Below are 21,416 nucleotides of genomic sequence, written 5' to 3' on the forward strand. Positions count from 1 at the left end.
CAGGATATTTAACCCACTAAATTCCCACCATATACTCTGCTCGTATTCTCCTGTATAATTTTTTAATTAGTCACTCGGTCAGGAATGGGAAAGAAAGAATGAAAAATAAATAATGGGAAGCACGAAGGAAGCAGGGGGACACTGAAACACATTTGGTATAACTTCTTCCTCTAAACTGGCCCTTTAATTGAATAAAGGTGTGTGTTTGACATTCTTAGCTTTTAGATAACTAGAATGTCATCCGTTTTGTCATTAATGGGGGTTTTCTGGGTAACGTATAAAAACAAAAAACGCCATAATCCCTTCCATAACAAGGATCCTTGGCGTTCTTCATTCATTTAGTTAATTTGGTTTTATGAAAAAGCTTTGAAGTTAAAATAAGCAGCAGAACGAAATCCATTTAAGAAAACGTTGTTTGACAGCCACTTGATTACATTAAAGATGTATATTCAATTGCTTCTTCAACAACGTGACTTTCTAAGCGCACTAGAACAAGAGATTGATAAGTAAGCGACGGAGTTTGAGGAATATGAAATTCTAACATCAATCCAGGAATAGGTACTAAAATAGCAGCGAATTTCATATTCTCATAATATTTTTTGCGAATTTCCCTCCAAGCAAAAAGGATCTGAAAGCTTACTTTCAGATCCTGTCCATATTGACGCTTTGAATTCCTTTATTTTCACATATTTTCACTGGTAACTACTTATTCATTCGTTTGTTAACTTCAATCGTAATGAACTCCGGCAAATAATTGGGAGTACATCCTTTTGATACCATTTCATCTTTGTAAAGACCCGTTTTCTCACCAAGTTTCATACAACGTGCTCGATACTTTTCATCATAAACGCCTATCCAGCCTGCGGTGAAATTCATAGCCCATTGAACTTCCGGTTCTTCCTGCTTAATAGTCGCTTCAATTGCAGATAGTAAGTCTGCGGTGTTATCAGGCGGTGTTTGTCCAGTCCATCTCAATCTCGCTTGAAAATACCAGAAAGCTCGCCTTTGAAGAGCAGATGGACTATTTTCCCATGACTCCATCAATGCAATGTTCTTCTTGTCTTTGGTGAGCTGATTAGCCATTAACCAATCCATTAAGTTATTTCGCTCATCATATGTGTGAGTCTGCATATCCTGATCAAGCTTATTTAGTACATCTTGTGAAAGAAGTTTTTTGTCCATAATTAAGATTGCCAATAGTCTTGGCTGAAACTTCCCAGTTGACCAAAGTTCCATAGCTAGTTCGTGATCTTTTTTAATGTCCTTCGCGATTTTTCGTAAGTCGCCCAGCTTAGTTTTACTAGTGATCTGAGGTAGAATGTTTTCTGCTTTTGATGAGCGTTTTATTTCTGTACTTTTATTAATATTCATTTGCCACAACTCCTTCTTAAAGCACTGTTAGTCCTTGGCAGAATATATCAATAACTGAATTTCGTTATAAGTGTTATTGCATACAATTGTACCATAACAATGTAAAAGGAATGATTCATTTCGCCGTTATATATGATACGGTTCATCTAAATGCGTTGGTAATATATATGAACACAGTTAAAATTCCATTGTATAATAATACTATGGAAAAATAAGTTATCTGGAGATTGTATTATGCCAAAAAATGATTCTACCAATTTCGTTTTGAATGCAAAAAGTAAACAGTTTTACTGGGAAGGGAATGGTCAACTGTCCATTAAAACATTCTTTAATGGTAAAGCCCATTATAAGACTAACAAAGGCTTCTTTGCTGTTGAAGAGAGTAGATACCTACTCCTCAATGAAGGTGCATACACAATTTCAATTGAAGAACCTAAAGTTGTAGAATCCTTTTGTCTTTTCTTTAAAGATGGATTTGCGGAAGAAGTCCTTCATTGCTTAAAAGAAACAAATGAGCGTCTTCTCAGCGATCCGTTTAAGGATACAAGTTCAATTGGTTTTTTTGAAAAAACCTATCATAAGAATAATAATCTATCTTATCAACTGGAATATTTCATGCAGATATTACCCAGTCTTGATATTGATTCCGTTGGTTATGAGGAACAATTCCATAAGATAATGTTTTCTATTATAAATGAACACATAAATACATATACAGAAATCGAATCATTACATGCAATTCGTAATTCTACACGTGAAGAACTATACAGAAGGGTAAGTATAGCACACGATTATATTAGATCTTATTTTAATCAACCGATAAAACTAGAGGAAGTTGCTAAAGTTGCTTGTTTATCACCTAACCATTTATTAAGAACTTACTCTCAAATTTACGGCAGAACGCCCCATCAGCATATTACAGTATTTAGAATACAAAAGGCAAAACAATTACTAGCAGAATTAGACCATAATATGACCGATATAACCTTTGAACTTGGATTTCAAAACCCTGTATCATTTAGTAAAATGTTTAAGCAACATGTTGGTTTATCTCCTAAAGAATATCGAAAAAAAGTGAGATCGGATAAGAAATTATAAGGGAGATTCTTTATTCTTATGAGGAATAAGAAATTTGAAGGGAGAAATGTTTTATGGATACTGCAATGATAAAGAATGTTGGGCAAATTGGAATACCTGTAAAAGATATAAATAGGGCACTGGATTTTTATAAAGATAAACTAGGACTTTCCCTATTATTTAACACGGATAGTATGGCATTTTTTGAATGCGATGGCCTGCGGCTCATGTTGACACTTCCAGAAAAAGAGGAATTTGCTCATTCAAGTTCGGTTATTTATTTTCAAGTAAATAATATTAAAGATACTTATGAGCGCTTAGTAGGTAAAGAAGTTACTTTTATCGATGAACCACATGTGGTAACGAAAATGGGACAAACTGAAATGTGGATGGTATTTTTTAAAGATACAGAAGATAATACTCATGCATTGATGAGTGAAGTACAAGTTTAAGAAAACCAAAAGGAGATCGTCTAAATTACACGAACAGTCTCCTTCAATATAAGTTAGACTTTTTAATACTTCTTTTATCCAGAATTACTTCTTCCCTCTGCTTTACTACTATTTGTGATACGGTTCCCCGTGGTTATTTAAGTGGCCAAAAATAAACGAGCTTGCGTTCAATTCCAAGCTCGTTTAGCCCTAATTTTCAGGGTATAGCGTTTACCTTTATTACTAGTATGGATCCCTAGGACTGACTATGCATGTTAATGGCTGCAACTTCCTGGAATGATGGTCATCTTGGTTACGATCACCGTACTTAGTGTGAAGCAGTCCGACTAAGTACGTTTTCTGGTTTAATAAATTTCTATACGGCAAATTCTAATAAACCCCCTTTTTATATGATGAGGCTTCACCTTTTGCATCTAAACATATCAGATGTCATGAACTCATGAAATCAACATTTATTTATTCTTTATCGCTTCGGCAAGCTCATACAGAGCATTCTGCTTTTTAATTCGATAGTTCCTGCCTTCTTTTTGCAAATAGCCCTTATCACAAAACTGTGTCAGCACATGCAGCAGGTGGCGGTAAGAGACTCCTAAATAATCACAAACAATTACGTGCTTTTCCAGGTAAACTCCTTTATCGGACGTCTGTAAAATAAAGTCTGCAAGCCTGTTTTCCAACGGAAAAGCAAGGCTTTGTGAATACTTGGCTGCCATCAACGTTGCCTTCAGACTCAAGAATTTTGTTAATTCACGTAGGAATTTTGTATCTTCAAGCAGTTTGGTTCGATTCTTGGAAAAAGGCATAGCAAAACAAACTGTTTTTGTGGATGCCTGAATTCCTTTTGTATAGTACACATCGTTTAATAATTCCATCTCACCAATATAATCATGCGCATTGATAAAGTTAATCAGCGAAACTTTTCCATTTTGATGCGTGACGTATATTTTTGCCTTTCCTTCTGTCACATAAAATAAGTAATCAGGTCTCTTCCCTTCTTGTATGATCCATTCATCCCGCTTATATTCCCTTACTTCAAGATATTCTTCAATTTGAAAAGAAAATCGATGAGCGATTGAGTGCTTTTCTAGATATAACCGCTTTTTCTCACCTTTATATATTTCCATCTTCCACCTCGAAAATATGAGATATCTCATATTAATCTTCCTTATTCTCATGATATCATGCGATTGATAAGGAGGATACAAATGAATACACAACGGTGGATGAGCACACATTTTTTTAGTTTTTTTCTGACCTGGGGAATCTTTCTGCCTTATTGGTCAGGGTGGATGATACAAACGAAAGGCATTTCGGTTTCAGAAGCCAGTTTCATTATGAGTATTGGATTAGTTGCGAGGGGACTTTCCACGCTTTTTGCGTTTCCCTATTTATTAGAGAGGGTCAGTAATAAAGCACTCTTAAACATAGCCGGAATTGGTACACTGGTCGCAATTCTCTGCTATATCCCGGCTGACTCGTTTCCTGCCTTACTGATCGTAACCGTCATACTGCACATCTTTTACCCGACCTTAATGCCGGCTTTAGACAGCGTTGCCGGCGTTCTTGTACAAAGTAAGCAATTGAAGCACTATGGGAAAAGCCGACAGTGGGGATCCATCGGATTTGTCTCGGTAGGTATACTGTTAACGGTTTTTACAGGAATGTTTGGTGATGACGTAATTTTTTGGGCACTATTGCTGGGAATCAGCTGCTTTGTCGCTCTCAGCTTAACGAATGCCCCGGAAATTTTATCGAAGAAACCGCAAGTAAATCAATCCATAAAGGTCAATATCTTTGATTTATTCCGGACGAAACATTTCCTGGTTGTCCTTATGATTGTGGTGCTTCTTCAAGCAGCCCACGCTGCTTATTACAACTATGGATACATTTTTTTACAGGAGATTCATGCACCGATCTATCTCATCGGTGTCATTATTAACATTGCCGTCATTGCAGAGATTATCTTTTTTTCGATGGCTGATAAGCGCTTTAATCGATTCTCACCAGGGACCTTATTGGCACTGGCTGCAGCCGGCTCTTCTCTGCGGTGGATATTGGTGTTTACGTTTCCAAACGTTGTGGTGTTTTGCATTGCACAGACGCTTCATGCATTGTCGTTTGCGATGGGGCACTATGCTTTTATGAAATACTTAACAACAAACATTCCGCATACACATATCCCAAAGGCTCAAGGCATGTATTCAGCCTTTGCACTCAGCTGGAGCACAGCGATGTTTACGATATTCGGAGGGTTCTTATATGAAATTGAGCCAAGATATGCCTTCATCGGAATGCTTGCCTGCAGCCTGCCGGCAATGTTCATTGCTCTTGGGTATCGGAAATTGGAAGTGGAAAAGAATGTTTTGGTGTCTGCTGAATCGCGTTAATTTATTTAGTATGTTAAAAGAAAGATGCTGGGACTAGTTCCTAATAGCACTTTCTAACACCACTAATGATTTCCGTGCAAGAATTCGCTTTCCGCGGGTAGCCCGTAAGGCTCCTCGTCACTTCGTTCCTGCGGGTATGAAAAGCGGAGGGGCTTTGCTCAGAGGCGGGTGGCATAAGGCGAATCGGCCACGAAGGCGTTTTTTGCCTTCTTGGACGAGTTGACTTATGACATGTGCCTCTAAGCCCCATAGCTAGACACGTCTTACATAAACCACTCTTCCCGCAGGAGTCTTCGTCTTGCACTCCAATCAACCGCTGGAAAGAGCTAATATCTAACTGACAATAAAAACCCAAATCAATTTGCTAGATAGTTAACAAATTGATTCGGGTTTTCCTTAGGTTAAATTACTTATGTCCCATCTTCATATTTGCTAGAGGGGCTCGCTGCGCTGATGCAGCAACCTCACCTCATTACTTCCCGACGATCTCATCCATCACGCGGTTGGTTCTCGCACCCGATTCTCCGGTACTTGGACACCACCCGCCGCCATCAGTTAACTCTTTAACGATCGTCGTTACTAGCGGCTGGTGGACATGCTCGGGCCGTTCGAAGCTCCATTGCTGCTGTCCTTCACGGGTCGTCAAGATAACGGGGTCATCCCCAAATATAGAAAAGCTGATTTTTCCTTCACTTCCGACAATCTCATTCATATCCACATCTTCAAAAGCCGTGAAACACCACTTTCCAACCCCATGAACGCTGGATTGAAACTGATATGTACCCGTCACAATATCTTCCGCATCATAATAGCCGGCTTGATTCGAAGAAAAGCCTTTTGCTCCTTGAATCGGTCCGAGCAGGAAGTCGAGAATATCGAGGGTATGGCTCGCCAAATCAATGAACAAGCCGCCACCGGCTATTTCAGGCTGAACCCGCCATGGAAGATGGTCCAAATCCTTCACGTCGTCCCCCTCTTTTTGATATTGAGTCGAGGAGACCAAACGAACGTCACCAGTTGCCTTTTGATCCAGCAATTCTTTAATTTTCAAAAAGCGCTCCTGCGCCCGGCGGTAGTAAGCCACAAATAAATGAACCCCAGCTTCTTTGCAGGCAGCCACCATCTCGCTGCATTCCTCTTTGTTACGGGCCATCGGCTTCTCCACATAGACAGGTTTCCCCGCAGCGGCTGCCTTCAGCTATATTTCTTATGTGAGCCCGGCGGAGTTGCGATAATATAAACCGCATCCACCTCAGGATCATCAATCAATGCATCCGCATCATCGTACCACTTCGGGACCTGATGTCTTTCCGCATAATCCCTTACCAGCTCACCCGTTCTCCGCATGACCGCCACAAGTTCCGAGTTTTCAATCTTATGAAAAGCAGGGCCGCTCTTCTTTTCCGTCACTTCCCCGCAGCCGATGATTCCCCAGCGGATTTTATTGTATTTCATGGGTGGATTCCTCCTCATGAATCTTATTTTTCTGCTTGGCTTGTCTATTTATGATACGGTTCCCCACATCCAATGCTAAACTACATCTTCAACAATCTGGCCCGTTAATCCAATAACTCCAATAAAAAAAGCGTTCATCCATACTAGATCAACGCCCCTCAACTTTAACTACATTCCTTTACAAAACCAGTACAAATAGTTGATGATTTCCTAAAATCCATCTAGAGTTATTTCAAATACCTTCACAACACAGGTAATCAACATATTGTTGCATTCAACCTAACTGACGTTTAAATACTTTACTAGCGATGAAATAAGCGATGACCATAATACCCACGCACCAGGCAAGCGAGATCCAGATATCGTTGCCCACAGTCCCTTCAAATAAGAGGGCACGAATGGAATTCACGATTGAAGTCACGGGCTGGTTCTCTGCGAACGCCCGAACTATTTTAGGCATGGTTTCAGTGGGGACAAAGGCTGAACTGATGAACGGAAGAAAAATCAGCGGGTACGAGTATGCTGTGGCTCCTTCCATGGACCGTGCTGTCAATCCAGGTATAACCGCCAGCCATGTCAGCGCTAGCGTAAACAGCACGAGTATCCCAACTACCGCGAGCCAATCCAGGATATCAGCACTGGGACGGAAACCCATCAAGAGTGCGACGAGGATGACCACCACAACAGTAAGCGCATTGGAAACAAGCGATGTCAATACGTGGGCCCACAATACAGACGAGCGCTTGATGGGCATGGTAATGAAGCGCGCCATCAACCCGCTTTTCACATCATTAAAGAGCCGCAAAGAAGTGTAAGCAACGCCGGATGCGATCGTGATCAGCAGGATTCCCGGCAATAGATAATCGACGTAGTTGTCCGTGCCAGTCTCTATAGCTCCTCCAAATACGTAGACAAACAGCAGCATCATCATAATCGGCGTGATCGCCACCGTGATAATCGTATCCGGGCTGCGTAAGATATTGCGCATTAAACGTCCCAGTAATACCCCTGTTTTACTTTTCATTTACATCTCCTCCTTTTTTGCCAATGATTGCGAGGAAAATTTCTTCCAATGTCGGCTGCTTCTCGATGTATTCCACTTTCGCTGGCGGAAACATCTCCTTGAGTTCCGTAAGGGTACCCGTCGTGATGATTTTACCGCCATGCAGGATGGCAATGCGGTCCGCCAGTTGTTCCGCTTCCTCCAGGTACTGGGTCGTCAGCAATATGGTCGTGCCACCGCCGGCAAGCTCCTTGACGGTCTCCCAGACTTCAATCCGCGCTTCGGGGTCAAGCCCCGTGGTCGGTTCATCTAGAAATATCACGGCCGGCTTCCCTATCAGGCTCATGGCAATATCAAGCCGGCGCTTCATCCCCCCTGAATAATGATCTGCACGTCGGTTGGCTGCATCGGTGAGACTGAATCTTGCAAGCAGATCATCGGCGACTTGAGAGGGATTGGAAACCCCACGCAACTTGGCAATCATCATCAGATTTTCCTGCCCGGTTTGCATGCCGTCTAAAGCTGCAAACTGACCAGTCAGACTGATGCTCTGGCGAACATGATCCGGTTGACGCTGAACATCAAAGCTGCAAATACTCACTTCACCGCTATCCGGCTTCATCAGCGTCGAGAGGATATTGACGATCGTAGTCTTTCCCGCTCCATTAGAGCCCAGCAGTGCGAAAATTTCACCACGGGCCACCTCTAAATCCACTCCCTTTAAGACTTCCTTGTCTTTAAAGGATTTTTTCAACCCTTTTACAGAAATCACTGCCTCACTCATATTTTTTCCTCCTTATAAAAAGCGCTAGTTTACCTATTCCCCAGTACTCAGTCAGACTGATATTCTGTAATACTTACTACCGGGATAAAAAAATAACCGAATAGTGAAGGTGTAAATACCACATTTTTAACCAGCTATTCAGTCGGTATGATTGATTGAATTTACTTTTCTCTACGGCTAATCGTATCGTTCAACTTAGCGCGATGCTTGTCATTCCAAGTTTCCGAGTCCTTTACCAGTTCATCACAGAAAGCAGCTACGTCCTCACCCGTGAGGTCAGTGACTTTCTTGCCTTCCGCTGCACCTTCCTCGAACAGGTCGAGAATGCCATTAAAGATACGGCTTGTGTCCTTCCAGTCGGTGATACCCCCAGCGGTCCACATATATTTTTGAATCGCTTTGTAAGCGTGGAGGTACTCACTTGGAAGTGTCTTCGCGCGAGCCTCCATTGCTCTCCATTCCCGCTTGTCAGCCAAACTCCCTGTGATTTTTTCAATAAATTTCATTTTACCCTCTCCTTTTGATTTCTTTCGTTTTGAGTTCGTTCATTTTGCTTGAGACGAAATCCCATTTTCCCCAAAAGATTTCGAGTTTCTCATGACCTGCTTCGTTAAGTGTGTAGAATTTTCTCGGCGGCCCCACGGTAGATCGCTTTTTTTCGATGTTCACCAGATTGTTTTTCTCAAGGCGCATGGTGATCGTATACACTGTGCCTTCAACCACATCCGTGAAGCCAAGTTCTCTCAGCTGTTGCGTGATTTCATAGCCATACGTTTCACCGCGGCTGATGATTTCTAGCACACAACCCTCAAGTACCCCTTTTAGCATTTCAGTGAAGTTTTCCAAACGTTCACCCCCTGTATGATTATTCCACTGTACTTAGTAATACTCACTACCAGTATATAGTATGACAAAGTAGTGTGATGTGTCAACAAATATTTATGATATACACTGCATAACAAGCATTGACAGGTTCAAATATGCAGTATACAATACACATATAATTACTATGCATAGATTTACTATGCATTTGGAGGTAGAGTGTCTATGAAGATAAGTAAAGAGTTGCTTAAAGGGAGTACCACTACTCTTATTTTAAGCTTGCTTCATGCTAAACCAATGTATGGGTATGAAATAATTAAAGAACTGGAGTTGAAGTCTGACGGGATATTCAGCTTTAAAGAAGGAACGATCTATCCTATCCTTCACACCCTCGAGGATAAAGGGTTGATTGTCTCTTACTGGGGAGAAGGGACTGGAAAGAGAAAGAGAAAATATTACAAGTTAAATGACTCCGGAAGAGAATTTATCCAGGAAAAAAAAGAAGAATGGTCCGTTTTCAAAAATGCAGTTGACGAAGTACTAAATGGAGAGAAAATCATATGGGAATAGAAAAGAAGTTCGAAGTGTATATTGAAAAATTGTGTAAACGGATCAGAAATAAGGATGTACATGCCAGTATAAAGCTTGAAATAAACGATCATCTTCATGCGCTTAAAGAGGATGCCATGCAGAGAGGTCTCTCTGAAGAAGAGGCTACAGATAAAGCATTGAACCATATGGGAGATGCAGAAGTATTGGGGAAGCAGTTAAACAAGGCACATAAAGCCCCAATGGATGTTAAAACCATTCTTCCAGTGCTGGCAGCTTCCCTATTTGGGTTGTTGGTTATGTACTATTTACAATTCCATTCAGCTATTACAGAGCTTCATGAAATGAATGTATTTAATAAAAGTCTTGTTTTTTACTTGATCGGCCTTCTTCTCATGCTAAGCCTGTTTACCTTTGATTACAGAAGATTGCTAAAGTACTCCATTCACTTTTATGTGGGAACGATCCTCATTCTTTTATTGACCGTTTTAATCGGCGTTAGAGTCGATGGCGTGCCATATTTAAATGTAGGAGTTGCCAGTATTAACTTCACGGAGATCACTCCATTTCTTCTGGTCATTTCCTTTGCAGGAATCTTTCATTCATGGAATTGGAAAGAGAATCAAAAGTCTTGGTATGGAATAGGCATCCTTTCCATCCCTATCATTTTATTGGCAACGACAGAAGCCTTTGCAGCTACTTTTATTAGCATTTTTGTCTGCACAGTGATCATGCATGTGTCGAGAGCCAATCTTAAGCTAGCTATAACATTTTCAACAGTAGCTACCATATGGCCAATCGTGCATCTGTTCGTTCAAACTCAAACGTATACGCTGACAAGTCCTTATGCTGATCTAAAGTTAGGAGATGCAGATTTTATAGGAAAAACCCTTTATGTCACTCCACGTTTTATTTCTGAAGTCCATACAGATTTTATCTTTGCGTATACCATCTACTCATTTGGCTGGTTGGCCGCCACCATTGCTTTCGGGTTGATTGGATATTTCATTTGCAGAATCTCCAGCACGGCTAAAAGCGTGAATCATGTGTATGGTAAACTGCTTATTATAGGCTTGGCAGCTACATTCACAGCTCAGTTAATACTAAGCATCCTGACAAACCTGGGTTTATCAGTTCTGCCTGGTGTAGCCATGCCATTCATGAGTTTTGGTGGCTCACATATTTTGCTTGAAATGACTGCTGTAGGGTTGATATTAAGCATCTATAGGAGACGAAAAACAGTTGATCAGCCTTTAGCATACAACTAATACCATTCTAGATTCCCTTCTCCAGGGAATGAAGAAAATAAAGTGTAATGGGGCTTTTAGCTGTCGCAGCAAGTTCTTGATGTTACTATTTTATATTAAGAGACTAGATAGAGTGTATCCGTCCCTGCTCTACTTAGTCTCTTGCCTCAATATAAACTCAATCCAACCTGGCAATCATCATCAAATTTCCCCGCGTGGGTTTGCGTGCCGTTTAAAGCGGCAAACCATCCAGTCAGGCTGATGCTCTAGCAAACATGATCCTGTTGACGCTGAACATGGAGATCCCATTTGCAACCAGCTATTCAATCGGTATAATCTATTGAATTCACTTACTCCCACGACCCACGACCAATGTATTATTCAAATTAGCTGACTCCAGAAGAAATGAAACTCAATCCAATCACTCATTTTCCAAAAGCTTTTTTGACGTAGCTTTTACTATAAGGAAGTGAGGGCTGGTCATGAGATAGCGATAAGACTTTTCTTTCACTTCTTTCATCTTTTCTTGCGGTTGGGGTTCGATCAGCTCATCGAGATTGAAATAGTGAGTGGTTTCATTAATAATACTCTGCATGGGCCTTCTGTAAAAACTTACGTCAATCGTAATATTCGGTTTGTTCCAGGTCTCTGTTAAGAATTGGGTCTTAAAATAATCTTCGCATTGGTGTCTTGTATAGTCCATGAATGGATGATGAACCGAAAATAAAAAGGTTCCACCTGCTTTTAAAATGCGGTTGAACTCCTGAAATGGTTGAGTCCAATCCTTTAGATAATGAAGCGTAAGTGAGCTTACAATCACATCAAAGGAATCATCCTGAAACGGTAGGGTTTCTTGAAGATCATGACAAAGGAAGGTCGCTTCTTCCCCTAAACGACGCCTCGCTGCTTTCACCATTTCGGAACTGATATCTACACCAGTAACTTCCGCACCTTGAAACAATAACTGAGAAGAATACCATCCAGCTGCACAACCGGCATCAAGCACCTTTTTCCCTTCTAATTGGGAGGGCAAAGCCGTCATCATGGCTGGGCGTTCATAATAAGCGTTATAGGGACTCTTCTCATCAACATCGTTTAGATATGTACTGGCTAGCTTATTATAAATGTCTCTAGTATGATTTCTCATTTCATTCCCTCTTTCATATTTGGTGGAACGACAATTTATTCGATACCCTAACAAGATGGCTGCTATTACTTACATGGCACATTATTTACTTAATTTTTTGTATACTCCGACTCCAAGGTAATAAAGAAGACCGATTCCCATGAGGATCACGCCATAAACTATAAATCCCATACCACTCCATCCCCTGATAAAGACAATGCCTATTACAAAGGATATATAACCGATAATTAATATAGACAAAGGAATAATGAATCCTCTTTTTCTTTTCGCTTTAAACAAATGAATGGATATCAACATCAATATGACAGTCAAGGTTGATACCGACAGTACTGCGTCTCCATAATAATCCCACCAGATAGAAATCTCCTCCTCAAACCAATTAATTAATATCGTTCATTGTAAAAAATGGCTCACTTTTGAGTTGATAAAAACTACACAATCCAAAATTGAAACACAGTAAAAATCGCAGTTAACATCATGATCATTTCAGCTACCGTTAAAATAGCTTGTTTAGGGTATTCACTATTCGCGATCTCTTCTTTAGGGCTATACGTAAGAAAATCATATTCCCTATATCATACCAAACGTTAATTTGTTTGATTGTTGCGCAATTCGCAGCCGTAGATTTTTATTCATCGTAATAAAACTATTCTACTAATTTAACTACAATAACCCTCTAAAAATAAGGAAAAGTAGGATCAACACTCTACTTTCCCTATTAAATAAACAGCTATTATTTATTTCCTAAACGAACACCTGTTGTAACACAACCAGATTGGAATGGATTATCAGTAAATGTAACTTCACCTTCAAGAACTAATGGGACTCTTATAGTTAAAGTCCTATTAATAGGGTTTAGTTCAGTTTCTAGTCTACATGTTCCACAATCAATGAAAGAGTCTAAAAGAATGCGACTACTTAAATTGTAGATAAGAGTTAGACAAACTGGTTGAGTTAAATTTTCTAGAGTACAAGGCATATAATTTGCACCTCCCTTTCTCCTAACTAATAGTAGGAAATGCAAAAAAGACAAGTTTTGTGTGAGCAGATGTACCAGCACAGAACAAAATATGTGATTGCCTGCTGACAAAAACATATTCCAATACCTTATACAAAGAAATTATGAAAAGTCAGAATGTACTTCTTGCACTAATCGTCTATCTTTGTTAATTCATTCACAAAAGCACAATGTAAGTCTACAACGTAATACAATGGTTAATCTATATAGTGATAAACAGTCTGTCATTCTATGGTACACTTTTTGTCATTAGGTGGTAAATACGATATCTGAGGTGGTACATTTTAAGGACTGTAATCAAATAATTGAAAAAACAATAACCTGAGAACGATTAGGTGAGATTCAATTGATTGTTCCGATAAGAAATGAAAAACATCTCACATTTACAACTCTCAAGACTTTCTAATGAACTTCCCATTAATTTAATACCAGTTCTTACAAAATTAAACAGCTTACTCAAATAGAACTTTAAATAAAAGGGGCTCATCCTGCCCGGATAAGCCCCTTTACCTCTAAGGACAATTTAAAAAGCGACAAAAGCTAAACGGATCTTTTGGAGGGGTTACATCTGCTTGTTCACCAGTGTGCTTGAAATTTATTTCCATCTGGATCATAAAAGTGGAAAAATGCATGACCATTTTCTTCTTTTATATCATCAACCTTAACTCGGTTACCCATAAGATGTTGATGGAATTTAGATAACTCCGGACTTGTAAAGCCAATGCTGAATTCTTGTTCATGGTTTATTGTAAAATGGGCAAAGGTTTCGTCTTCTGTTGGGATTAGGATCAGTAAGAAAGGTCCTTCATTTACTTTTATCACCGCAAGTTCCTCCGTCAGGTTTACTAACTGGAGCCCTAATACATCTCTATACCATTGTGCAGATCGTTCTAAATCTTTTACAGGGATCCTAATATAATGTACTTGCTCAATAAATGATTTACTCATAACCTTCTCTCCCTTTGTTTAATTTGGTAGATTGTTAATAGAAAAATGAAAACTAGAGAACAGACAGTGCCGTATGTATCATTCTAAACAGCCTTCCGAAACACCTTCATACGAAAGCGTCCCCAATCTTCTTTTAGATCATCAAGATGCACAATACTCCAAGCATTAAAGAAGGTTTGTCCACGTTTGTTAAAGAAGAAATGATCACCTATGCAGTAAGTTGCGTGTTGAATGATCCCGTCTGAATTTTCCCAAGTAACCACATCACCTGCTTCTATATCCTGAGATGTGATGACGTGATAATGTTCATGTTCTAAACTTTGAAGAAATGTTTGAGGATGTACCCATTCATGTATGATCCATTCTTGCTGAGTGATGGCAAACAGTGTGGTTGATAAACAATTACTTCCTGCTCTGGATGGAAAGGTGTTTGCAAACTGAATGAAGTGTGAAGGTGTATTGATCGGATAATCGTAGCAAATCCACTCCTCCCATTGTTGTGCAATTTCTTTCATGAGTTCTTCCTTACTAGGATAAGAGAGTTCTGCCCACATCGCGTGATGAAGGACTAGATACTCCTCTCCCTTCACTTCTATAATATCTTCACTGAGGAATGATGTGTCTACAGAGAAGTCAGAGATTGGATGAATCAATCCCCTGCCCACTTCCTTTTGAATATGATAAAGGTCTATTTTCTTTTCAGCAGGAAGATGATTAATCCAGCCAGAAGGTGTTACAAGAACATAGTTAACTTCTTTTGATATATTCCAATACTCATAACTATTTGCAAGTTGTACCTGTTTGTAAGATGAATGGCTCATGAACTCTTCGTGAGGGATGACCAGGATATTATTTACATATTCTTTAAAACTAGCAAGTTTAGTCTCTGGGAGGAAAAAGAGGTCTTTATGCGGTACATACGTTTGTATCCATTCTTTTATAGTGTTTGGTGTTGGCTGGATCTTTCTTTTCAATTTCATTCACCTCTGTCGTTTATCCTCTACGAAATTCCAAGACAAGTCCATCTCCAATCTGAGAAGACTGTTTCAGAAGTTCCTTGCTGGCATAACCTATAACCTCTACCATTTGTTCTGATGAATCGACCAACAAAATGCATTCCACTAAATCCGTTAATTCCAGACTAATCAGACCGGTGCCACTCCCGTAGTCGATTAAAGATTTTGATTTACATATAAACCAAGTGGACGCGATGGAACAAGGAGAGCTTTATAACTCTATTTCCATCCTCCTCATTTTTGTCTTTAAATTCATTGATTCATAAAATTTTATAGCATTCTCGTTAAACTCCCACACGCCTAATTCTAATGAATCTGCTTCTATATTCTTTGCGTACTCTACTATTTTTTCAAAGAATATTCTCCCTAACCCTTTTCCTCTGTACTTATGATCGACACCAAAGTCGTCCATATAGACAACTTTCTTTGGAATGAGAATGGGCCTTTCCTCTGTATGTTTTATCGTAAGGATTGTATAAGCGATTGGTGGGCCTTCTTCTAATAAGAATACCTTTGTATTTTCCCCCTCTATCAAGTTGTTAAAATACTCTTTGTCTAACGTAGTATCAGCCATCTTATAATGGTCTGGTCTTTCCTTTGTATGCATTTCGTGCACTTGTCTTTGGATTTGATGAACCACATCATAATCATTCCGGGTGGCTTCTCTAATGTGCATATTCAATATACTTTCCCCCTGAGTGTTTGTACTCACAGTCATTTTTTAATGTAAACTCCGCTACTTAAACACTATTAAATTAATCCTTTTCCACCTTATCCTTCTTCCATTTATAAGGGATTTTCGACCAATTATATAACATTATAAACAAGAACATAAAAAAACAGATCATACTATTATCTGTCCATTGAACTTGTCGATCATCTATTATTTGATAAACAGTTGATGATAAGAAATAGATAAAGGGGAGCTTAATGCTATCCTTAAACATTTTTATCCTACTCCCTTCTTTGTATATTGCTATTACAAGTAGTTATTCATCGATCAAGCTATTTTTTCACTAATACCAATTATTTCAAAATCCGGCATCTTACTCAAGAAGATTTTTACAAATAATCATTTACCTCAAATCAAACCGAACCGCATCCATCACCTTCACCCAGGCGGCAACAAAGTACAAACAAATTTTTCTTTGTTATCATCCTGTGCATACATTTCTACATTGACACAGAGGACGGAGATGAACCGAAGACGAGGTGTCTGCTTTGTATTTTTGTTACACTACATATAGTCCATACTTGGAGAAACGAGGTAATAGGTTCATGGAAAATATGACAGCGGAAGAAAAGCAGCATACAATTGAAGCGTTTCTATCCATCATTCGTAAATCGGAAAATGCCCTTTCTCATATGAAACCTGATGCTCCTCAGACAAAGTTGCTTGAGAAGCGATTGAAAGCAGCAAGGATCGGCACAGATGTGCTGCATGCACGTTGGGAAGGTAAAGATTTAGATGTCAGCAAAGAGGACATGATAGAGACAAAAGGGGTTCTGGAGGGCTTGCTGTTGACGCTTCCTTCTTTTCTTGAGAAGCTGAAGCCTGGAAGTGGGCAGCGTACCTACATCGAGAGAAGGATAAAGGCATTTCAGATTGCCGTTTCCTATCTGAATGATTCGTTCAACTAAAATAGCTGGCCGGGGGCAGTTCCATAATAGTTTTAGGATAGAGAGGAAACTGTCTCCGCTTTACTATGGCCAACTTTTCTTCAAAAATAACTGAAGGTGACACCATTTTTATATGAGGTAAGTTTTTTAACACTTTAAACATTTCACTCTTAGCTTCTTACAATATTCCTTCCATTTTTCTTCTTATTCTTTCTTTACATCATCCATTATATTATTTTCGTTAAACCATTTCCTTGTTACCTAAGTGGAAAGAATGGCTCACTGAATGCTTGGTTTCCGGAAAAGTGATTTCTATGTTAATGACTGATTTTCAAATATTTTGCTTTTTCCCAGTAACTTTTTCAGCTTGCATTTTTAACTCATAACCGTCTGAAGGAGTCGTGAATGAATCGAAAACCCTATCAACGATACCAGCATTACTCCTGGTACCTTGACCCGGCTGTAATATAGCTGCATAAATACCTTCATAGCAATTCTAGCTATGTCCCAGTACGTTAAAGCTTCACCGCACCAAGGTCAGACCCGCCTAATGATTTGTTGATTGATCATATAAATGTACGTACATTTCTTTCATCGCTCTAAAGCCCACCAGATTTCTCCATTCGACCTCTTTGGTTTCTAGATGGATGTTTACTTCGCTTTGTAAAAGCGTCTGTATCGCAATTTGAGCTTCTACCCTCGCCAAAGCAGAACCTAAACAGAAATGAATACCTGACCCAAATGCAAGATGAGGGTTTGGGATTCTTGTAATATCAAAGGTATCCGCGTTTGAAAATTGATTGGGGTCTCGATTGGCTGCGCCAATGAGGACGTATACATGATCACCTTTTCGAATCTGAACATTGTTCAGTTCTACATCCTCTGAAGCGATCCTGGCTATCATTTGAGTAGGGCTTTCATATCGTAAGCATTCCTCTATTGCTGATTCAATAAGAGAAGGGTTTTCAATCAATTTATGGTATTCTTTTGGATTTTCTAATAAACAATAGAGTGAATTACTTATTAAATTGACAGTCGTTTCATGTCCAGCAATCACAAGTAACACAGAAGTTGCTAATAGTTCTTCTTCCGTTAGTTTCTTATCTTCTTGATGTAATAATTCGCTAATCAGATCATCCTGAGGAGATTGGCTCCTTTTATTAATCAGATCTTTAAAAAATGATAGCATCTCCAATGTTGTATTGTTTCCGTCGACAATGGAACGTCTTGAACGTGTAAAGTCGAGTGATTGAATCAAATTCAATGCCCATCCACGAAAAATATCTTTATCTTCATCCGGTATCCCTATTATTCGCGCAATGACAAGACTGGCAAAGGGATATGCGAAATCGGAAATCACATCTATTTTCTTCTTATTCTTTAGATCATTCCATAAATCAATTGCTATTTTTTCTATATATGGCCGACACTTTTCAATTCTGGCAGGAGTAAATTTGTGGCTGACAAGCATCCGTAATCTTCCATGATCAGGTGGATTTTTAAAAAGCATCATACGGCTTTGGATTTTTTTTAGGGCTTCATACTTTTTTGTTGTCTCGGGAAGAGGAATTCGAGTTTGAAAACGATTATCTTTAAGAATGGTTAACGCTTCTTGATATCCAGTTACGTACCATCCAGGATATTTCAAAAAACTCCCTTTATAAACCGGATGAATGGAACGAATTTCCTTATATAAAGAATACGGGCTTTCTGTCATTTCGAATGTAAATCTATGCTTACTCTGATTCATCATGTTCTACCTCCTAAACTTCCTTTGTATTGAGTTAGAAAAACGTAATGGCGAAGGCCTTCTTAAACACTCTAAAAAAAAGATGCGCTTTTCCGCATCTTTTAGTATCATGCAGCTGTATTCGCCTTGATTAGATAATCTCCAACTCTCTTCCAATCTCTTCAAATGATGCAAGCAAGTGCTCAATGTGTGAATCATTGTGAGTAGCCGTCACAGTTAGTCGGATACGACTCTCTCCTTCAGGAACAGTTGGAGGACGAATCGCAGGTGCATAGATACCATTTTCCTCGAGCTTTTTAGAAAACCTAACCGACTTTTCTGTATCCCCGATAATCACCGGAATAATAGGTGTACCCTGTCCGTATACTGTGAATCCCATTGATTCCAATGTGCCTTTTATTACGTTAATCTGTCTATGTAATCGTTCCCTTAATTCCTGTCTTTTCTCTATGATATCGAATGCGGCATAGGCAGCTCCACAGCTTACCGGAGGAAGAGACGTTTGAAAAATAAACGTTCTGGCATGATTGATCAAGAAATCAATCAAAACTCTAGAACCTGTTACAAAACCACCTTCAACTCCTACTGCTTTACTCAAAGTTCCAATGACTACATCCGGAGAAACTCCAAAAAGCTCACTTGTTCCTCTTCCTCTTTCTCCCAAAACACCTGTAGCATGCGCATCATCTACAATGACATAAGCATCATATCGTTCAGATAGTTTCATAATGTCATCTAATGGAGCAATCGATCCGTCCATACTAAAAACACCATCTGTGACAATAAATCTACGAGTATACGTTTGTGTTTCTATTAATTTCTCCTCTAGATTACTCATGTCAGAATGCTTGTAAATGACCGTTTCAGCTTTTGATAGTCGGCAGCCATCGATGATACTTGCATGATTCAGTTGGTCGCTTAACAACACATCCCCTTTTTCAGGCAAGGATGAAAGAACACCAATGTTAGCTAAATAGCCACTTGAGAATAAAAGAGCAGCCTCCTTCCTTTTAAAACTGGCAATCCTGTTCTCCAGCATTTCATGCCATTCCGTATTGCCAGTGGTTAACCTAGATCCGCTGCTTCCCATTCCGAATTCCTCTAACGTTTTTAATGCCTTTTCCATTACAATTGGATCATTTGCTATACCTAAATAGTTATTGGATGAAAAAACAATCTGTTGTGTACCATTGACTATCATTTTTGGCTGGGGTGCAGTACTCATTGTCCTTAATTCTCGATATAAGCCAGCCTGTTTGGTCTTTTCTATCCTTTGGCTTAACCATTGATTAATGCTCATTACACGTAACCATTAATAGAGAGTGGGAGATTTTCTCGAATCGCATTGGTATTTTGCTTACAACATCTAATTCCATTTCTGTACCCACGGACATACCATAAATATTTATTGCTATTTCAATCAACTCTTGAATCATGATCTTCCTCCCATTGAACGATGATTGGTTGCTCTTCTAAATAAGACACGTATGTATGGATCGTAGATGACGAATCAACAAAAAAGATACGGCATCCTCTCTCATCACCATAGTGTTTGAGTTGCGTTATACGTTGATAACCTATGTTTTTCCCAGCTACATATCCTGTAATGTAATTTGGGTCATCTGACCAACATAATTCTGCAATGGTTAATGGGTGATTACACACTTTAGTCGCAAGTGCCAACGCTTCCTTTAACCTCGGGCTAGCAAGAACGGCTTTTGATTTAGCCCACTTCTCAAAATTCTCCCACTGCCAATCCATTCTAGAGACTCGAACACCTTTATCTATTCTCCCATCTATCCGCTCCCCCGTTTGAATATCAATTAGGATTGCTCCTCTAACCGCATATTCAGGGATTTGCTTATAAGCTTGTTCAATAATGTCTTTAGGGACACCCGTTTTCTCAAGAAGAGACCTAGCTAGCTCTTGTCCTTCTTTAACTGTAGTTACTTCATTAGTGTGGACTGTCAAAGGATTTACTCGTTTTATAGGTTGATTTACCATTTCACATTGAATTTGAAGAAAATCGGGTTTTCCTCTTGAGTGATTTAATGCCTTTTCCAGCAATGTATTTACTGACATCTGTAAATCATGATAAGAAGAGAGAAGTTCACCACCAGAAATATGCTTCCCTCCATTTTCATGTGATTCCTTTTCCGAAGCTCGCATCCTCACACTATATATTCTACTCTGAACCATACATCTCTCTCCTAATCTTAGTTTAGCTGGAAAAATAGTAATTTAAATCGCTGTTATAATGTGTCTTTGGTTTCCTTAATTGTAAACCAAATACAAATATCAGTTTACAATAAATCACCAAAAATGTTAACTTATATTACCGATAAGTTAACAAAAAGGTTAAAAGGGATATTTTTTTGTTGGATAAACTTTAAGTGTGTATTAAAAGAGGAGGAAGAGAGGGAATGCTGCTTTAATGACCACTGTAATATATACCACTTTGAGTAACTAAAACAAAAAAGTAGAACGGCGGTGGGAAGTGGAGGGCATGAAACAATTAATGACTTTCCAGAAGATTTTGGTTAAAGCTAATAATAACAAAGAAATTATGGGCTCGTTAACGATTACAATTTATTAACAAAGAGCCCAGTGCAAGAAATCATATTCCTGCTATTCCAGGATAGTCCTCCGCTTAAAATTATCTGCTCAATAATTGAAGACGTAATAGCCAGAGTTTATTAAGGTGATTTTCAGTTATTGCCCCCTTTAGTTTAGGTGAAATAATTCACATACTATCCTACTATACAACCTC

The 21,416-nt window shown here is 39.1% G+C and carries 22 protein-coding genes and 1 pseudogene; 7 read left to right on the plus strand and 16 right to left on the minus strand.

Annotation, left to right across the window (positions count from 1 at the left end):
• Positions 1-357: 357 nt before the first annotated feature.
• A pseudogene (locus tag AAEM60_RS17175) lies at positions 358-575 on the plus strand (IS110 family transposase); the annotation flags it as partial.
• Between the two features lie 127 nt (positions 576-702).
• Here AAEM60_RS17175 and AAEM60_RS17180 read toward each other — a convergent pair.
• A complete protein-coding gene (locus AAEM60_RS17180) occupies positions 703-1,371 on the minus strand; it encodes a DNA alkylation repair protein (RefSeq protein ID WP_341356722.1) in 669 nt (222 codons plus the stop codon).
• A 234-nt stretch (positions 1,372-1,605) separates the two neighbouring features.
• Here AAEM60_RS17180 and AAEM60_RS17185 point away from each other — a divergent pair, with 234 nt between their 5' ends.
• Together AAEM60_RS17185 and AAEM60_RS17190 are read left to right on the plus strand one after the other, a co-directional pair.
• Complete coding sequence (locus AAEM60_RS17185; protein ID WP_341356723.1) at positions 1,606-2,469, plus strand: AraC family transcriptional regulator; 864 nt, start codon at positions 1,606-1,608, stop codon at positions 2,467-2,469.
• 53 nt (positions 2,470-2,522) lie between these two features.
• Positions 2,523-2,900, plus strand: coding sequence for a VOC family protein (locus tag AAEM60_RS17190; protein ID WP_341356724.1), 378 nt, complete (start codon positions 2,523-2,525; stop codon positions 2,898-2,900).
• Between the two features lie 452 nt (positions 2,901-3,352).
• Here the strand turns inward: AAEM60_RS17190 and yeiL are convergent, their stop codons facing one another.
• Positions 3,353-4,024, minus strand: a complete 672-nt coding sequence (gene yeiL, locus AAEM60_RS17195) for a transcriptional regulator YeiL (protein WP_148969982.1) — start codon at positions 4,022-4,024, stop codon at positions 3,353-3,355.
• Between the two features lie 81 nt (positions 4,025-4,105).
• Here yeiL and AAEM60_RS17200 point away from each other — a divergent pair, with 81 nt between their 5' ends.
• Positions 4,106-5,287 (plus strand): MFS transporter, encoded by a 1,182-nt coding sequence (locus tag AAEM60_RS17200; protein WP_341356725.1) that lies wholly within the window; start codon positions 4,106-4,108, stop codon positions 5,285-5,287.
• A 472-nt stretch (positions 5,288-5,759) separates the two neighbouring features.
• Here the strand turns inward: AAEM60_RS17200 and AAEM60_RS17205 are convergent, their stop codons facing one another.
• The 6 genes from AAEM60_RS17205 to AAEM60_RS17230 all read right to left on the minus strand — a co-directional run bounded on the left by AAEM60_RS17205 (position 5,760) and on the right by AAEM60_RS17230 (position 9,375).
• Entirely contained in the window at positions 5,760-6,440 is a 681-nt protein-coding gene (locus tag AAEM60_RS17205; protein WP_341356726.1) for a Gfo/Idh/MocA family oxidoreductase, read from the minus strand.
• 41 nt (positions 6,441-6,481) lie between these two features.
• Positions 6,482-6,742, minus strand: coding sequence for a Gfo/Idh/MocA family oxidoreductase (locus AAEM60_RS17210; RefSeq protein WP_341356727.1), 261 nt, complete (start codon positions 6,740-6,742; stop codon positions 6,482-6,484).
• 274 nt (positions 6,743-7,016) lie between these two features.
• Entirely contained in the window at positions 7,017-7,766 is a 750-nt protein-coding gene (locus AAEM60_RS17215; protein ID WP_341356728.1) for an ABC transporter permease, read from the minus strand.
• On the minus strand, positions 7,756-8,529 hold the full coding sequence (locus AAEM60_RS17220; RefSeq protein WP_341356729.1) for an ATP-binding cassette domain-containing protein: 774 nt from the start codon (positions 8,527-8,529) through the stop codon (positions 7,756-7,758). Before AAEM60_RS17220 ends, AAEM60_RS17215 begins: the two co-directional genes overlap by 11 nt.
• 161 nt (positions 8,530-8,690) lie before the next feature.
• On the minus strand, positions 8,691-9,035 hold the full coding sequence (locus AAEM60_RS17225; protein WP_341356730.1) for a DUF1048 domain-containing protein: 345 nt from the start codon (positions 9,033-9,035) through the stop codon (positions 8,691-8,693).
• A 1-nt stretch (position 9,036) separates the two neighbouring features.
• Positions 9,037-9,375: a PadR family transcriptional regulator gene (locus AAEM60_RS17230; protein ID WP_113969650.1), complete on the minus strand. Its 339-nt coding sequence runs from the start codon at positions 9,373-9,375 to the stop codon at positions 9,037-9,039.
• Between the two features lie 201 nt (positions 9,376-9,576).
• On the opposite strand from AAEM60_RS17230, the gene AAEM60_RS17235 reads away from it, so the two are divergent.
• Both AAEM60_RS17235 and AAEM60_RS17240 read left to right on the plus strand, forming a co-directional pair.
• On the plus strand, positions 9,577-9,921 hold the full coding sequence (locus AAEM60_RS17235) for a PadR family transcriptional regulator (RefSeq protein WP_299739060.1): 345 nt from the start codon (positions 9,577-9,579) through the stop codon (positions 9,919-9,921).
• A complete protein-coding gene (locus AAEM60_RS17240) occupies positions 9,912-11,168 on the plus strand; it encodes an FtsW/RodA/SpoVE family cell cycle protein (RefSeq protein ID WP_341356731.1) in 1,257 nt (418 codons plus the stop codon). The genes AAEM60_RS17235 and AAEM60_RS17240 overlap by 10 nt, the downstream gene beginning before the upstream one ends.
• 400 nt (positions 11,169-11,568) lie before the next feature.
• Here the strand turns inward: AAEM60_RS17240 and AAEM60_RS17245 are convergent, their stop codons facing one another.
• The 4 genes from AAEM60_RS17245 to AAEM60_RS17260 all read right to left on the minus strand — a co-directional run bounded on the left by AAEM60_RS17245 (position 11,569) and on the right by AAEM60_RS17260 (position 15,952).
• Complete coding sequence (locus AAEM60_RS17245) at positions 11,569-12,294, minus strand: class I SAM-dependent methyltransferase (RefSeq protein ID WP_341356732.1); 726 nt, start codon at positions 12,292-12,294, stop codon at positions 11,569-11,571.
• Positions 12,295-13,888: 1,594 nt separating this feature from the next.
• The gene (locus AAEM60_RS17250) at positions 13,889-14,260 is read right to left on the minus strand and encodes a VOC family protein (protein WP_341356733.1); all 372 of its coding nucleotides are present in this window, start codon (positions 14,258-14,260) and stop codon (positions 13,889-13,891) included.
• 83 nt (positions 14,261-14,343) lie between these two features.
• A complete protein-coding gene (locus tag AAEM60_RS17255; protein WP_341356734.1) occupies positions 14,344-15,234 on the minus strand; it encodes a hypothetical protein in 891 nt (296 codons plus the stop codon).
• A gap of 253 nt (positions 15,235-15,487) precedes the next feature.
• On the minus strand, positions 15,488-15,952 hold the full coding sequence (locus AAEM60_RS17260; RefSeq protein ID WP_341358013.1) for a GNAT family N-acetyltransferase: 465 nt from the start codon (positions 15,950-15,952) through the stop codon (positions 15,488-15,490).
• A 602-nt stretch (positions 15,953-16,554) separates the two neighbouring features.
• On the opposite strand from AAEM60_RS17260, the gene AAEM60_RS17265 reads away from it, so the two are divergent.
• Complete coding sequence (locus AAEM60_RS17265) at positions 16,555-16,917, plus strand: hypothetical protein (RefSeq protein ID WP_341356735.1); 363 nt, start codon at positions 16,555-16,557, stop codon at positions 16,915-16,917.
• Between the two features lie 526 nt (positions 16,918-17,443).
• Here AAEM60_RS17265 and AAEM60_RS17270 read toward each other — a convergent pair.
• From AAEM60_RS17270 to bioW, 4 genes are all read right to left on the minus strand, one after another.
• Positions 17,444-18,649, minus strand: a complete 1,206-nt coding sequence (locus AAEM60_RS17270) for a cytochrome P450 (RefSeq protein ID WP_341356736.1) — start codon at positions 18,647-18,649, stop codon at positions 17,444-17,446.
• 127 nt (positions 18,650-18,776) lie between these two features.
• The gene (gene bioF, locus AAEM60_RS17275; RefSeq protein ID WP_341356737.1) at positions 18,777-19,946 is read right to left on the minus strand and encodes an 8-amino-7-oxononanoate synthase; all 1,170 of its coding nucleotides are present in this window, start codon (positions 19,944-19,946) and stop codon (positions 18,777-18,779) included.
• Positions 19,936-20,082 carry a hypothetical protein gene (locus AAEM60_RS17280; protein ID WP_341356738.1) on the minus strand — a complete coding sequence of 49 codons (147 nt, stop codon included), beginning with the start codon at positions 20,080-20,082 and terminating at the stop codon, positions 19,936-19,938. Before AAEM60_RS17280 ends, bioF begins: the two co-directional genes overlap by 11 nt.
• Positions 20,063-20,845, minus strand: coding sequence for a 6-carboxyhexanoate--CoA ligase (bioW, locus tag AAEM60_RS17285; RefSeq protein WP_299739082.1), 783 nt, complete (start codon positions 20,843-20,845; stop codon positions 20,063-20,065). The genes AAEM60_RS17280 and bioW overlap by 20 nt, the downstream gene beginning before the upstream one ends.
• Positions 20,846-21,416: the final 571 nt, after the last annotated feature.

Source organism: Rossellomorea sp. y25, assembly GCF_038049935.1.
GTDB lineage: Bacteria > Bacillota > Bacilli > Bacillales > Bacillaceae_B > Rossellomorea.

What these genes read in the sequence shown, in the direction of transcription:
- AAEM60_RS17180 (WP_341356722.1), bottom strand. Translation starts at nt 1,371, where the DNA reads ATGAATATTAATAAAAGTACAGAAATAAAACGCTCATCAAAAGCAGAA.
- AAEM60_RS17185 (WP_341356723.1), top strand. Translation starts at nt 1,606, where the DNA reads ATGCCAAAAAATGATTCTACCAATTTCGTTTTGAATGCAAAAAGTAAA.
- AAEM60_RS17190 (WP_341356724.1), top strand. Translation starts at nt 2,523, where the DNA reads ATGGATACTGCAATGATAAAGAATGTTGGGCAAATTGGAATACCTGTA.
- yeiL (WP_148969982.1), bottom strand. Translation starts at nt 4,024, where the DNA reads ATGGAAATATATAAAGGTGAGAAAAAGCGGTTATATCTAGAAAAGCAC.
- AAEM60_RS17200 (WP_341356725.1), top strand. Translation starts at nt 4,106, where the DNA reads ATGAATACACAACGGTGGATGAGCACACATTTTTTTAGTTTTTTTCTG.
- AAEM60_RS17205 (WP_341356726.1), bottom strand. Translation starts at nt 6,440, where the DNA reads ATGGCCCGTAACAAAGAGGAATGCAGCGAGATGGTGGCTGCCTGCAAA.
- AAEM60_RS17210 (WP_341356727.1), bottom strand. Translation starts at nt 6,742, where the DNA reads ATGAAATACAATAAAATCCGCTGGGGAATCATCGGCTGCGGGGAAGTG.
- AAEM60_RS17215 (WP_341356728.1), bottom strand. Translation starts at nt 7,766, where the DNA reads ATGAAAAGTAAAACAGGGGTATTACTGGGACGTTTAATGCGCAATATC.
- AAEM60_RS17220 (WP_341356729.1), bottom strand. Translation starts at nt 8,529, where the DNA reads ATGAGTGAGGCAGTGATTTCTGTAAAAGGGTTGAAAAAATCCTTTAAA.
- AAEM60_RS17225 (WP_341356730.1), bottom strand. Translation starts at nt 9,035, where the DNA reads ATGAAATTTATTGAAAAAATCACAGGGAGTTTGGCTGACAAGCGGGAA.
- AAEM60_RS17235 (WP_299739060.1), top strand. Translation starts at nt 9,577, where the DNA reads ATGAAGATAAGTAAAGAGTTGCTTAAAGGGAGTACCACTACTCTTATT.
- AAEM60_RS17240 (WP_341356731.1), top strand. Translation starts at nt 9,912, where the DNA reads ATGGGAATAGAAAAGAAGTTCGAAGTGTATATTGAAAAATTGTGTAAA.
- AAEM60_RS17245 (WP_341356732.1), bottom strand. Translation starts at nt 12,294, where the DNA reads ATGAGAAATCATACTAGAGACATTTATAATAAGCTAGCCAGTACATAT.
- AAEM60_RS17250 (WP_341356733.1), bottom strand. Translation starts at nt 14,260, where the DNA reads ATGAGTAAATCATTTATTGAGCAAGTACATTATATTAGGATCCCTGTA.
- AAEM60_RS17260 (WP_341358013.1), bottom strand. Translation starts at nt 15,952, where the DNA reads ATGCACATTAGAGAAGCCACCCGGAATGATTATGATGTGGTTCATCAA.
- AAEM60_RS17265 (WP_341356735.1), top strand. Translation starts at nt 16,555, where the DNA reads ATGGAAAATATGACAGCGGAAGAAAAGCAGCATACAATTGAAGCGTTT.
- AAEM60_RS17270 (WP_341356736.1), bottom strand. Translation starts at nt 18,649, where the DNA reads ATGATGAATCAGAGTAAGCATAGATTTACATTCGAAATGACAGAAAGC.
- bioF (WP_341356737.1), bottom strand. Translation starts at nt 19,946, where the DNA reads ATGAGCATTAATCAATGGTTAAGCCAAAGGATAGAAAAGACCAAACAG.
- AAEM60_RS17280 (WP_341356738.1), bottom strand. Translation starts at nt 20,082, where the DNA reads ATGATTCAAGAGTTGATTGAAATAGCAATAAATATTTATGGTATGTCC.
- bioW (WP_299739082.1), bottom strand. Translation starts at nt 20,845, where the DNA reads ATGGTTCAGAGTAGAATATATAGTGTGAGGATGCGAGCTTCGGAAAAG.